The organism is Lutibacter citreus, assembly GCF_003260195.1.
In the GTDB taxonomy this organism is placed as follows: Bacteria; Bacteroidota; Bacteroidia; order Flavobacteriales; family Flavobacteriaceae; genus Lutibacter; species Lutibacter citreus.
Genome location: NZ_QEIH01000004.1, coordinates 135,846 through 149,787 on the forward strand (window position 1 = coordinate 135,846; position 13,942 = coordinate 149,787).

General features: G+C 28.4%; 14 protein-coding genes. 7 read left to right on the plus strand and 7 right to left on the minus strand.

All coding sequences use genetic code 11. The features are described from left to right. The gene (coaD, locus tag DAD81_RS09580) at positions 1-456 is read left to right on the plus strand and encodes a pantetheine-phosphate adenylyltransferase (RefSeq protein WP_111708045.1); all 456 of its coding nucleotides are present in this window, start codon (positions 1-3) and stop codon (positions 454-456) included. Here coaD and DAD81_RS09585 read toward each other — a convergent pair. From DAD81_RS09585 to DAD81_RS09610, 6 genes are read right to left on the minus strand one after another with little or no spacing between them, the layout of a single operon-like run. Next, the gene (locus tag DAD81_RS09585; protein WP_111708046.1) at positions 445-1,785 is read right to left on the minus strand and encodes a glycosyltransferase family 58 protein; all 1,341 of its coding nucleotides are present in this window, start codon (positions 1,783-1,785) and stop codon (positions 445-447) included. The genes coaD and DAD81_RS09585 overlap by 12 nt on opposite strands. Before the next feature lie 10 nt (positions 1,786-1,795). Beyond that, on the minus strand, positions 1,796-3,286 hold the full coding sequence (locus DAD81_RS09590; protein WP_111708047.1) for a cellulose synthase family protein: 1,491 nt from the start codon (positions 3,284-3,286) through the stop codon (positions 1,796-1,798). Then, complete coding sequence (locus DAD81_RS09595; RefSeq protein WP_111708048.1) at positions 3,286-3,972, minus strand: glycosyltransferase family 2 protein; 687 nt, start codon at positions 3,970-3,972, stop codon at positions 3,286-3,288. The genes DAD81_RS09590 and DAD81_RS09595 overlap by 1 nt, the downstream gene beginning before the upstream one ends. Then, positions 3,972-4,436: a toxin-antitoxin system YwqK family antitoxin gene (locus DAD81_RS09600; protein WP_157961110.1), complete on the minus strand. Its 465-nt coding sequence runs from the start codon at positions 4,434-4,436 to the stop codon at positions 3,972-3,974. The genes DAD81_RS09595 and DAD81_RS09600 overlap by 1 nt, the downstream gene beginning before the upstream one ends. Positions 4,437-4,438: 2 nt before the next feature. Further along, positions 4,439-5,854, minus strand: a complete 1,416-nt coding sequence (locus tag DAD81_RS09605; RefSeq protein ID WP_111708050.1) for a 4Fe-4S binding protein — start codon at positions 5,852-5,854, stop codon at positions 4,439-4,441. 9 nt (positions 5,855-5,863) lie between these two features. After that, positions 5,864-7,162 (minus strand): NAD(P)/FAD-dependent oxidoreductase, encoded by a 1,299-nt coding sequence (locus DAD81_RS09610; protein ID WP_111708051.1) that lies wholly within the window; start codon positions 7,160-7,162, stop codon positions 5,864-5,866. 160 nt (positions 7,163-7,322) lie between these two features. Between DAD81_RS09610 and DAD81_RS09615 the strand changes: the two genes are divergently transcribed. The 6 genes from DAD81_RS09615 to DAD81_RS09640 are packed head-to-tail and all read left to right on the plus strand — an operon-like array spanning position 7,323 to position 13,061. Next, positions 7,323-8,039: a DUF547 domain-containing protein gene (locus DAD81_RS09615; RefSeq protein WP_111708052.1), complete on the plus strand. Its 717-nt coding sequence runs from the start codon at positions 7,323-7,325 to the stop codon at positions 8,037-8,039. A 23-nt stretch (positions 8,040-8,062) separates the two neighbouring features. Beyond that, positions 8,063-8,929, plus strand: a complete 867-nt coding sequence (locus DAD81_RS09620; protein WP_111708053.1) for a hypothetical protein — start codon at positions 8,063-8,065, stop codon at positions 8,927-8,929. Positions 8,930-8,934: 5 nt separating this feature from the next. Then, the gene (locus DAD81_RS09625; protein WP_245949210.1) at positions 8,935-9,969 is read left to right on the plus strand and encodes a glycoside hydrolase family 113; all 1,035 of its coding nucleotides are present in this window, start codon (positions 8,935-8,937) and stop codon (positions 9,967-9,969) included. Then, complete coding sequence (locus tag DAD81_RS09630) at positions 9,959-11,038, plus strand: glycoside hydrolase family 113 (protein ID WP_111708054.1); 1,080 nt, start codon at positions 9,959-9,961, stop codon at positions 11,036-11,038. The genes DAD81_RS09625 and DAD81_RS09630 overlap by 11 nt, the downstream gene beginning before the upstream one ends. 11 nt (positions 11,039-11,049) lie before the next feature. Then, the gene (locus tag DAD81_RS09635; RefSeq protein ID WP_157961111.1) at positions 11,050-11,796 is read left to right on the plus strand and encodes a hypothetical protein; all 747 of its coding nucleotides are present in this window, start codon (positions 11,050-11,052) and stop codon (positions 11,794-11,796) included. Next, positions 11,796-13,061 (plus strand): POTRA domain-containing protein, encoded by a 1,266-nt coding sequence (locus DAD81_RS09640; RefSeq protein WP_111708056.1) that lies wholly within the window; start codon positions 11,796-11,798, stop codon positions 13,059-13,061. The genes DAD81_RS09635 and DAD81_RS09640 overlap by 1 nt, the downstream gene beginning before the upstream one ends. On the opposite strand, the gene DAD81_RS09645 is transcribed toward DAD81_RS09640, so the two are convergent. Next, positions 13,058-13,939, minus strand: a complete 882-nt coding sequence (locus DAD81_RS09645) for a sterol desaturase family protein (protein ID WP_111708319.1) — start codon at positions 13,937-13,939, stop codon at positions 13,058-13,060. The genes DAD81_RS09640 and DAD81_RS09645 overlap by 4 nt on opposite strands. Positions 13,940-13,942: the final 3 nt, after the last annotated feature.

Here is a 13,942-nt window from a genome sequence, read left to right on the forward strand (position 1 = left end):
ATGAAAAGAGCAATATTTCCTGGATCATTTGATCCAATTACTTTAGGACACGTAGATATTATTAACAGAGGTTTGCCTTTGTTTAACGAAATTGTAATTGCAATTGGTCTTAATTCTGATAAAAACTATATGTTTTCATTAGAACAACGTAAACAATTTATTGAAAAATATTACAAAAACGTACCTAAAGTAAAAGTAACCACCTACACTGGTTTAACAACAGAATACTGTAAAGAAATTAATGCTGATTTTATTTTACGTGGTTTAAGAAATCCTGCCGATTTTGAGTTTGAAAAAGCAATTGCTCAAACTAACAGAAAACTTACCAAAATTGAAACCGTGTTTTTATTAACTTCTGCCGATACTGCATTTATAAGTTCAAGTATTGTTCGTGACGTTTATAGACATGGAGGAGATATTTCTGGTTTAGTACCACCAAGTGTTTTAGAAAAGTAAGTGCCGTTGCTTTCTTTTATGTTTAATTAACTCATAAAAAAGAACACTATAAACAATTAAATATTCAAAAGAAATAATCCAAAGGTTTTCTTTGTTCTCACTATTTGCATAGGCTAAATAGCTAATAATTATTATAAAACTCCAAACTAAAGGAAATTTATATTTAGTAAATACAGACAATAATAAAAGTGTTGCAATATACCAAGGATGCACTGTTGTTGATGTAAAATAGTAAAAAGACAATACAAAAAGCATTGCTGTTATTATCTCAACAATTGTTTTGTTTTTTCTAAAAAATGTAACAATCAAAATAAAAACTATTACAATTACAGGTAATATTTTTCCAATTATGGCAATTTCATTATAACCTCTAAATAAATAACCTATTTCGCGTGCTATATAATAAACACTCGCATTAAATTCAAAATTTTGAAACCAAAGACCTACTGTTTTTGTATAATTTATAATAAATTCTAAAGAAATAAACGGAGCAAATAATGCAATATTTACCAAACCTACAATTCCATAAAATAGCGCACTTTTTTTGAATCCCAACTTCTGAAAAAATAATGGTAAAAATATTAACGGTATTAATTTTACTGATATAGAAAGGGCAAAAACTACGGCAGCTAATTTCCACTTTTGTTTATGTAATAAATATAAACTCCAAATTACAAAGAATAACATTACAGCTTCAAAATGAAGATTTCCGGTAAGTTCAATAATTATAAACGGATTTAAAATATAAAAGAAAATAGAATAAACTGGTAACTTTAAATTCTTTAATAATTTAATTCCAAAGTAAAGAATACCAACATCTGCAAAAATAATTAGCAATCGCATGACCAAAGCTGATCCTAGAATACTTTTACCAGCAAACAAACCTGCAATGGCAAAACAAAGTTGATTTATTGGAGGGTAATTTGTAAAATGGCTTCCATTTAAACTTCCCATACCTGCATATAACTCTTTTGCTTGAGCAATAGGAAATTCACCTTTTATAATAAACGATTCTGGAGTAAATAAGTACGGATTAAATCCTTCTAATATCATTCTACCATCCCAAATAAAACGATAAAAATCTTGCGATAAATTTGGTATAGCAAACAGGAACAGAAATCTAAACACTATTGAAATTACTATTAAATAGCTTAAATTATTCTTATTTAATTTCAATAAATAAAATGAAACTAAAAACAGAACTGTGTATAAAACTATTAGCTCTGAATAATCTGTTCTAACAATTTTATAAGCAAATAACAAATATCCCAATATCCCAATTATGGTCAACACTATGGATAATTTTTGCTCTTTTAACCAATTTAACATGTATTTAGTTTTACACTTTTGAAGTTATTGATTTAAAAAAGACATAACCAAAACCTAGAAATAACATTAAATGAAATGGAAATAATCCAAAATCACCACCCTGATCTCCAACTACAAAAGCACTATACATACCAAACGCAAAATAAAGGGTTAAAACACCTTCAATTATTATATTTGGAGATAATTTCTTTGTAATATATATATTTCCTTTCCAACTATCCTTTATTGAATTTACATTAAACTTAGGTGTTCTTATAAAATCACTAGATTTGCCTAAATGCCCCTCCATTACTGCTATAGAATTATGTAATGAAAATCCCATTGCTATTGAGAAAAATGTAATAAACATAGCTATATACCTTACAAAACTTTTAAATCCTGTTCCATATCTTTTTTTGTACATAAACCAATAACAAATAAAAAATATCATGGTACTTACAATAAAAAAACTCATTACATAAAAATAATTTTTTAAATGAGCATATTCATTTTTTATATATAACATTGGAATACTTAATACCGCTACAATAAATATATTTAAGAACATTGTACTGTTTAATAAATGCAACAACCCATGAACTTTGGTTTTTACAGAAATATTTTTGCTTGACACCACTTTCCAAAACATTTTTCTAAAATTTTCGGCACCTCCTTTATTCCATCTAAATTGTTGTGATCTGGCAGCGCTTATTACTATAGGTAATTCTGCCGGAGTTTCAACATCTTCTAAATATTTAAATTTCCAGTTTTTTAATTGTGCTCTATAACTTAAATCTAAATCTTCCGTTAACGTATCCCCTTCCCAATTCCCTGCATCAAGAATACATTCCTTTCTCCAAACTCCGGCTGTTCCATTAAAATTAATAAAATGCCCTTTGCTATTTCTACCAACTTGTTCCAATGAAAAATGAGCATCCAATGCAAATGCTTGAATCCTTGTTAGAATTGAATAATTTCTATTAATATGGCCCCAACGAGTTTGAACAACACCAACTTTATCATCTTTAAAATATGGTATCGTCTTTTTTAACCAATCTTTTTTCGGTAAAAAATCGGCATCAAAAATAGCTATATACTCACCTTTTGCTATTTCTAAACCTTCTTTTAATGCACCTGCCTTAAAACCAACTCTATCAATTCTTTTTATCTGTTTAATATCTAACCCTGTTTGGGATAATTTATCAATAATTTTTTTGGTTAATTCAACAGACTGATCTGTGGAATCATCTAAAACCTGAATCTCTAATTTATCTTTTGGATACTCTATTTTAGCAATATTTTCTAATAAACGCTCTATAACATACAACTCATTATAAACCGGTAATTGTATGGTTACATAAGGAATTTCACTAGAATTTGAGAAATCAAATTTAGGACTGTCATTTTCTTTTTTTTGCGCAGCTAGGTAATTAAACAGTAAGTTTAATTGTGCCAACGCATATAAAAATATGAGTATTAGCGCTGTTGAATAAACAACTATTATTATTGTTTCTAAAATCATTATTTAAAACTGTATTTGAAAATCCATCCTAATATTTTAACTCCTGCCATAATTGAACCTTTTACTGTTCCTGATACTTTTGAAACCCCTATTCTTTTTTTATAATTTACAGGAACCTCTATATATGATAATTGCTGTTTTAATGCTTTTAATTGCATTTCTACCGTCCAACCATAAGTTTTATCTTCCATATTTAGGCTTAACAACTTATCATATTTTATAGCTCTAAACGGACCTAAATCTGTGAATTTTGCTTTAAAAAATAGGTTCATTAAAAAAGTTGCTAACCAATTTCCGAAAATCTGCTGCGGAGTCATTGATCCTTTTTCTCTTAAATCTTCAACACGTGCACCAATAACAAAATCAATATTATCGTTAACAATAGGTTTTATAATTTTTGTTAGCTCTTCTGGAAAATCACTATAATCTCCATCTAAAAAAACAATAATATCTGGTTTAATTTCTTGTTTAGAAATATAATCCATTCCTTTTAAACAAGCGTAACCATAGCCTTTATTTAATTCAGTTAAAACAGTTGCCCCAGCATTTATAGCTGCCTCTTCTGTATTATCTGTTGAATTGTTATTTACTACTATTATTTCATTAACTAAAGAAGGAATTTCGTTTATTACATTTCCTATAGAATCTGCTTCATTAAAAGCGGGGATAATAACTTTTACAATCATTAAAATTTATTTTCTTTTTTGAATTTTTTTAAGTCGGTCCACTCACCTTCTTTTAAATCATTTTTATATCGTACTACTTTAAATATTTTACCTTTTGCATAACACAAACAATAGCCATTTTTTTTATTAAAATCATATTGAATTTTATGAGCTATTTTATTCTTTTCATATAAAATCCACCATTTAAATTTAAATCCTTTTATAAAATGACCTTCCTCTAATTTTGATTTATCTTCATTATAAAAATACCAATATTTAGTTGGTTTTCCATTTTTATAACGACCTTCTTTTTTTATATTTCCATTGTCATAATAATACTTCCAATAGTTACTTTTCTCTGTACCTTTTATCCAACCTTCACTTTTAATTTGATTATCCTCATAATATGATTTTACATATTCAGCTTTTTGACCAAACATTGAGGTTAACGATAATTGCAAAAAAAGAATGAAAGCTATTCTCATAACTAATCTTGTTTTTTATTAACAAAATTCATTAAATCAACATCATTTCCAAGTAAAACATCTGTTGGATTTATACGGCCTTCTTCTGGTCCGTTTTCTAATTTTAAAACACCTCTAGGACACACAGCCGAACAAATTCCACAACCAACACAACTAGCTCTTACAATATTCTCTCCTTTTTGCGCATAGGCTCTAACATCAATTCCTTGCTCGCAATACGTTGAACAATTTCCACAAGAAATACATTGCCCACCATTTGTTGTAATTCTAAAACGAGATTTAAAACGTTGAAATAACCCCATATAACCTGCCAACGGACAACCAAACCTACACCAAACTCGGCTACCTAAAACAGGATAAAAACCAACTCCAACAACACCAGAAAACATTGCTCCAATTAAAAACCCGTAAGGTTTACTAAAATAACTGTAAATGCTAATTCCAAAAAACTCACCTGTATTTGTAAAATACCCATAAAGTACAACTGCTGTAACTATAAAGATTAAAACCATTACTGTATGAATCATCCAACGTTCAATTTTCCAAGATGAAACTGTTTTTGAAGATAATTGGCGAAACGAATCTCCTGCTGTTTCTGCCAAACCACCACAACCACAAACCCAAGAACAATACCAACGTTTACCAACATAATAAGTTATTATAGGTGTAAATACCAAAAACATAAATATACCCATAACCAAATAAAGCATACCCAATGTACCTCCATTTCGCATATTATCTAAATGCCAAGGTTCAAAAAAGTAATAATTTAAAGGCCACATATTTTTAATATCCTTTGCAAAATATGGTAGGTCAGAATTTAAGCCTTCTAAAATTTCAGGAATTAAATAAGCTAATAATAATTGTGAGATTATAACAACCGTTGTTCTTATTAATTGGTATCTATTATGTCTATATTTATACATGAACTTTACTCCTAATGAAGTAATTAATAAGGTGTACAAAGTTCCATACACAAACCACTGGCTAGCTATTTTGTCTTTAAAAAACAAACTTAACGGATCAAATAAAGCAACCAAACCTGTGTTAGCAACTCCATTGGCGTCATAACCTAAATAAGACGGGAACCAATATAACAATACATAAAACAAGGTTAAAACCATCCCTAGAAGCCAGCCTAAAACACCTCTATTAGACAACGAATTAAACCAAACGTAATTATTCTTAATTCCTGCTGGTTGATTTATATAAGTTTGTCTTGCATAAATAACCGTACCTCCAAAAATGAATAAAATTGAAATACTTAAAAAAGCTGTTGGATAAGGAAAAGTGATTCCAAACCAAGCTAAAAATATAATTGAAAGCCCTAACAAGGCTAAAACCAATCCTAATTTTTGAACAGTATCTAACTTTAATTTATCTGGATTCGAAATTGAAAAACTTGAATTCTTACTCATAATTATTCTTTATGCTGTTATTAGTTGATTTTTAAATGCTGCTGAAATTTCTTGCTCATACTTTTTGAAAAACTCAGGATCAAAATTTGCTTCCTTTAAATTTTCTAGCACAAAATCTATCGTTTTTTCTTCTGTTAACCATTTATCAAAAACTTCATGACGCATTCTTATTCCAAAAGTATTTATCCCTATAAACTGTTTTGTAGTTTTATTATAATTTATATTTATACAAATTTTATGGTTTGAATATTCCCAATAAAAATGAGCTTCATTTTCTCTTGGCTTTGCAAAAACCCAACCGTAAGTTTGATATTCAATATCTAAAAACTTCGCAGAATTAAACCAATGTCCAGGCTTGTATTCAATTTTATTTCCACAAATTGTTTGCGCCACAGTTTCTCCCATCATTCTTCCGGTATACCAAACTGCTTCTATTGCCCTTCTTTCTCCAATGGCTTCTCTTTGCTCTGCACAATCTCCAATAGCAAAAACATCTTTAATATTTGTCTCTAAAAATCTATTTACTAAAACACCTCTATTTATTTCAATTTCCGAAGATTTAATAAAATTAATATTTGGTGAAACACCCGCTGTTAAACCTACAAAATCACACGAAATTACTTCTCCAGTCTCTTCAATAACAATAGCTTTTACTTTACCGCTTTCATCTGAAATTATTTCTTTTAAATTAGAACTTAACCGTAAATCTATATGATGTTCTATCATATGTTTGTTAATTAATTCGCTTTCTCCTTTTGGTAAAACTCCATTCCAAAAACTAGATTCACGCACCAAGAAAGTAACTGGAATACCTCTACTTCTTAACATTTCAGCTAATTCAATCCCAATTAAACCTCCACCAACAATTACAGCTTGCTTACATACTTTATTATTTGGAGCATTTAAAGAAACATTTTCAAGATCTTGTTTACTATACAAACCTTGTACTCCTTTTAAATCTTGTCCAGGCCAACCAAACTTATTAGGCTTACTTCCTGTGGCAATAATTAATTTATCATATTGAAGTTCTTCTCCATTTTTAAAAATTAACCTTTTTAAAGTTGTTTCAACTTGCTGAACAAAACCTTGTTTTAAATTAATTTTATTCTTTTTCCAAAACCAATTTTCGTAAGGTTGCGTATGCTCAAATTTCATATGCCCCATATACACGTACATTAAAGCTGTACGGGAAAAAAAGTATTCAGACTCCTCCGAAATAATAGTTATTTTTTTATCTGATTTTTTACGAATATGGCGAGCCGCAGTTACCCCTGCAATTCCATTCCCAATAATTACAATGTGCTCCATAGTTAGTTTGATATAAACTTTAGGTCGAAATTAAATCCTAATACTTAATAATAAAACGTAATTTAGAATAATTCTAAATTACGTTTTATTGTAAGGATGACCTAAAATGTTTGACAATTAAAACAATAAAGGCCAAATTTTTGAACAAATTTTAAAAAAAATGAAAAATATTTACATACCTATATTTATTATATTAATCTCTGCTCAAGTGCAAAGCCAAACTCTTGATGTTTTTTTTCAAAAGGCAGATACTTTTTTCAAAAAAAATGTGAGTAATGGAAAAGTAGCTTACAACAACATTCATGAAAATCAATCTGAATTAAATGATTTATTCAATTTAGCAAAAACGATTAAAGTAAATAAAAAAAACAAAAATGAATATCAAGCTTTTTGGATAAATACCTATAACTTAACTGTTATTAAAGGAATTATTGATAATTACCCAACCAAATCACCATTAAGTATTGCAGGTTTTTTTGATAAAAAGGAATACGATTTAGGAGGAACAAAAACAACACTAAATAATATTGAACACGAGTTTTTAAGAGCAAATTTTAAAGACCCAAGATTTCATTTTGTATTGGTTTGTGGTGCAATTGGATGCCCTCCTTTAATCCAAGAAGCATACCTACCTATTTCTGTAAATCATCAGCTAGAAAAACAAACAACACTTGCTTTAAATGGTAATTACTTTATTACTGTTAACAAAAAGAAAAAACGTATTGAAGGTTCTGAAATTTTAAAATGGTATAAAGAAGATTTTACAATGAATAAAACCACCGAAATTGACTTTATAAATAAATACAGAAACGAAAAAATACCATCAAACTATAAACTTTCATATTCCACTTATAATTGGAATTTAAACAAACAATAAAACTGTTAAACAATTACAAAAAAATGAGAAAATTTTTATTTGCAATATTAATAATAGCTGTTAGTTTTAACTCTAATGCGCAAGAGAAAGACAAAAAGAGTAATATTCAAGAATATACACCTTCTAAATTATTAGATAAAGGTCAGGTTGATATTAAATGGTTTAACAATTTATACACACAAACTGAAAGTACATTTTCAAACGCTAAAGAACCTAGACAAACATTTTTCACTTCGAGCTTAGATATTTTTACAGGAGTTTCAGAAAACAGTAAACTGAATGTAGGTTTATTGTTAGAATTTAGATCTAATGTTATTGGAGATAGAGATGCTTTTGATGTTTTTAAATTTGATGGTGAAAGAAGTTCTGCACGTTCTGGTTTAACTTCATTTGCACCAGCAATTAAATTTAATCCTTTAAAAAATGTTGGTAATTTCACAATACAATCTGCTTTTCACATTCCTTTAGTTGATAATGAAACTGAGCATGGTGTATTTTTAGATCAAAAAGGTTTTATTTTTCAAAACAGGTTTTTCTTCGATCATACATTTCCTGGAAATAAATGGCAAATTTTCACAGAATTAAACACTGAATTTAACTTCGGAAAAAGTGAAGATAGCTTTGCTAATAATAGTTTAGGTTTAACTCCTGGTGTATTTTTAAGTTACTTTCCAAGTAATAAATTTACTTTATTAGTGTTAGCTCAACACAATCAACGATTGGATTTAGGAAACGATTTTTCGCAAAATTATACAGCTTTAGGTGGTGGTGCTAAATACCAACTAAGTGATATTTTAAATATTGAAGCGCTTTACACAAACTTTGTTGATGGAAGCAATACTGGTTTAGGACAAACATATAACATAGGATTAAGATGGTTATTTAATTAAAAAATATGAAACACTTTTGGATATTTATACTAATATTAATAAATATTAAAGCTTCATTAGGATGTGAAAATTCTAATGAAGCTTTAGCATTTACAAACCCTACTATTAAATATAATGGACTCAGTTTAACTTCAACCAAAAACCCATTAGAAAAAAACCACGTAGAACATATTACAACAGTAAATTCCAACGCTATTACATTAATGCCTTTTGCTTTTTTACAAAGTTTAAACTCTCCAAATGTTCGTTTTAATGAAGACTGGCAATGGTTTGGAGAAACTTCAAAAGGGATTGAACAATATATTGATCAATTAAAAAAGCATCATTTAAAAATTATGTTGAAACCACAATTATGGGTTAAACGTGGTGATTATACTGGTTTAATAATAATGAATTCAGAAGAAGATTGGATTACACTTGAAACTAGTTATAAAGCATATATTCTTGAATTTGCAAGAATCGCAGAAAAACACAATATTGAAATTTTATGTATAGGAACTGAGTTAGAAAAATTTGTATCCGACAGAACTGAATTCTGGTCTCAACTAATTAGTGAGATCAAGAAAATTTATAACGGAAAACTAACCTACGCTGCTAACTGGGATGAATACAATAAAATCCCAATTTGGGAGCATTTAGATTATATTGGAATTGATGCTTATTTCCCTCTAAACAATGTTAAAACACCTAATAAAACAGATTTAAAAACAGCTTGGCAACCACATAAAAATGAAATTATAAAAGTAAATTCATTATATAATAAACCTATTTTGTTTACTGAATTTGGTTACAGAAGTATAGATTACACAACCCATAAACCTTGGGACTCTTCTCATATTGAAGGAATGTTTAATTCAGAAGCACAAGCTATTGCTCTAGTAGCTATTTATAATGAATTTTGGGTTGAAACTTGGTTTGCAGGTGGTTTTTTATGGAAATGGCATCCAAACCATTCAAACTCTGGAGGAAATGAAAATAATAGATTTACACTTCAAAATAAACCTGCAGAAGAACTTTTAAAGCAACTATATGCAAACTAAAAATTATGCCTTTCTGAGTTTAATTATATCCCTGTTTTTTTCCTGCGGAAATTCAGATGAAGATTTTTTAACTGATTGTGATACTGATCATTTTAACATTGAAAACAAAATTAAAGGAGGATCTGTTTTAGAAACTTGGAAATTATCTTTGGATGGATTGAATTCCATTAAAATGGCAGAAAAAACAAATGCAAATTGGATTGCTCTTTCACCCCAAGTAAACTTTATTTATTTGTGCGAAAACTTTCATCCATGTAGACCTTATGAATATCAAATAGAACGTGAAATAGATCAATTAAACCGTGTAATACCAAAGGTAATTAATAGCGGATTTCAAAATATATTGCTAAAACCTTTAACTTCATTTTGGGAAGTAAATGGTTCCAATTTTTGGGGAGATTTTTATGTTACTAATGAAACCGAATGGAAAGAAATTGAAGCAACATATTCAGATTTATTGTATGAATTTGCTAAAATTGCCAATAAATTCCCAGAAGTAAAAATGCTTTCTATTGGCAACGAATTAAGAGAATTTGTAAAACGAAGACCTGAATTTTTTAAATCCCTAATTAGAAAAATAAAAACAGATTTTCCTAATTTAAAATTAACCTATGCTGCTAATTGGGATGAATATAAACATGTTAATTTTTGGGATGATTTAGATTATATTGGTATTAACTCTTATTTTCCTTTGGTAAATAAAAGAACACCAACTTATAGCCAACTAATTAACGCTTTTGAACCTGTAAAAAACAAATTACATAATTTATCTTGTAAGTATAATAAACCAATATTATTTACTGAATATGGTTATAGAAGCATGGATTTTGGAGCGTGGAAAGGTTGGGAATTAGGTGAAATAAATTCAAAAAACATAAATTACAAAACACAATCTAACACTTACGAATCTTTTTATGACACTTTTTGGGATGAAAATTGGGTTGCTGGTGGTTTCTTTTGGGAATGGAAATTAATTTTTGAAAATGAAACAAATAATTCAAATGAAAATGGATGGTATGTTAATGACAAACCTGCTCAAGAAATTATTAAAAGTAGATATACAGACTAAAATAAAGAATCATGAATTATAAAATATCCATATTTTTAATCATCACAACAATGCTACTGAACTCATGTTCTGATGATGGCATTGAATTTAAAATAAACAATGATTTAGCTTCTTATTTAGAATTCAATTCAAATTTAGAATTGGATGAAGTTATTGCTTGTGCAGCCAGTGACAAAAGCAATAATAACATTTCATATATTTTTTATTATCCAATTTTAACAGCAACCGAAATACAATATTTTGAAACTTCAAGTTTAGAAATTGATAAAAATAATTTTTCTCTATATAAATTAACAGAATATCCACAAGAGCCTGTTTTTAATGGTTATTTAGAACGATTTGTAAGAAACAACAACAAAGAAGTTTGGTGTATTGTTACTTATAAAACAAATGGAAAATTGCATAAATCAAATCCTATCCGATTAAAACATCAAACAAAACTAACTGAGTGGACCAACAATGTTTCAATTGAATATCCTGAAACAAAAATGCCTAAATTTTCTTGGGAAGATGGCAATATAAAAGAAAATGCAATTTATTTTGAAGTAATTTCAAACGCTGAAAACAACTTACTCTCGGGAACCTACACTTACCAAAAATGGTTCCAATATTATAATTTAACAAACACTGTACTAAATGTAACTAGAGAAACACCACCAGACCTTATAATTAATAATGAATATAATTTTACATTAATGGCTGTTAGTGAAGATAATTGGGTTAATTTAGTAATTCAAAAATCTTTTATTGCTGAATAATGAGGTTAAAACTGCTATTTGTTTATTTATATTTATCCATATCTTTCAATTCTTTTTCGCAAGAAAAAACAATCAACGCTATTGTTATTAATGGAGCTAAAAAAACAAATACAACTTACTTAAAAAGAATAATTGAATCAAAAGTTAATCAAACTCTTGATAGCACTAGATTAAATAGTGATACAAATACGCTTATAAAATTAGCCGCTATTTCTCACGCTACTTATAAAGTTGAAAAAACTTTTGCTAAAAATAAATTCAATTTAATATTTAATATTGAAGAAAACTTCACCATTATCCCAGATGTAAACTTCTGGACTAATAACAAAAGTGACATCGCTTATAAAATTGGTATTTACGACTATAATTTCTTGGGTAAAAATATTGGTTTTGGAGGCTTTTATCAAAATAATGGATATAATACATATGCCATTAATTTTAGAGCTCCTCACCTATTTTCAAATAAATTTGGCCTTGCAATTAATCATCAAAATTGGAAAAGTGAAGAACCTCTTTACTTTAACGAAGGTTCTGCAAACTACCTCTACAACAATATTTCATACGAAGTTTTAGGATTGTATCAGTTAAATTCAAAAAACAATTTTGAACTTGGTATAAATTCATTTAACGAAAAATACAACTACTTAGATGGGATTACGAGTAATGAAATTCCTCAAAAATTAAACCTAAACAAGTTCCTTTTTAAATTTGTCTACAACTATTCAAACCTAAAATATCATTATCAATTTTTAGACGGATTTAAAAGTCAGTTCTATGGACAGTTGGTAAAATCTGATGGTAACCAAAAAGACTTTTTAATTGCTTGGAACGATTTCTTTTACTTTAAACGCGTTGGCGAAAGAGGTAATTGGTCTAATAGAATACGAATGGGTTTGTCTACGAACAATAAAACCCCATTTGCACCCTTTTCATTAGATAACAATGTAAATATTAGAGGTGTTGGAATTATAGTAGATAGAGGAACCGGAAGTATTGTTTTAAACAGTGAATACCGCTATGCTTTACTTGAAAAAAATTGGTTTTGCTTACAAGGAAATGCCTTTATTGATGGTGGTTCTTGGAGAAATCCTGGAGGGAAATTAGCTGACTTCACCAACCATAAAAACATAAAATTATTTTCGGGAGTTGGACTACGTTTTATCCATAAAAGAATATACAACGCCGTACTTAGAATTGACTACGGTCATAGTTTAATGGGAGATGGCACCAATGGAATTGTATTTGGTGTTGGTCAGTATTTTTAATCTTTTTCTTTTTGAACAAACAACTCTTGCCCTATAAAAGTTGTTGGGAAATTTTCATCTCCTTTAAAACCTAATTCTATATTTTTACCATTAGTAGGAATATAATTCGTTTTAAAAATGTAATCCCAAATACTTAAAGATATTCCAAAGTTTACACCGTATTTATTTGGTAAGGCTTTGCTATGATGCCAAATATGCATTTTCGGATTGTTAAAAAAGTATTTTAAAAAACCATAATCCCAACCTAAATTTGCATGATTTAAATGCCCAATAGTTAAGGCAGAGAAATGAACAATAGCAACATCTTCAACATTAAAACCTCCAATAATTGCCAACGGAATATATACTAATGATTTATAAACAATAGGCTCCATCCAATGGTAACGTAAATGCCCTGCAAATCCCATTTCTTTTATTGAATGATGTACTTTATGAAAATTCCATAAAAAATTAACCTTGTGCAATAGTTTATGAATATTCCATTGTACAAAATCTGTTATTATAAAAAACACCAACAAACTAATTGGTTTTGGTAAGGTGTTCACTTCAAATAATTGAAAACTATTTAGCGTTAACCCAAATACTGAAAGTGTATCGTTAAAAAATTGAGCTGCTGTATTAGACAATGCTATTAGCACTATTAAATTCAGCAAAAAGAAATTGAAAAACATATAAAAAACATCTAGCCAAAAACCTTTTCTAAAAATAGATTGATTCTTACGCCACGGAAAAATAATTTCCAAAATCCATACAATCAAAGAGATTAGAATTAAACCATAGAAATAGTTTACCCAATTAGTTTGAAGTAGTATTTCTTGCTGAATATAATTCCAATACCCATTGTATGAGTTTTTAATTATGTCTATATATTTTTCAATATC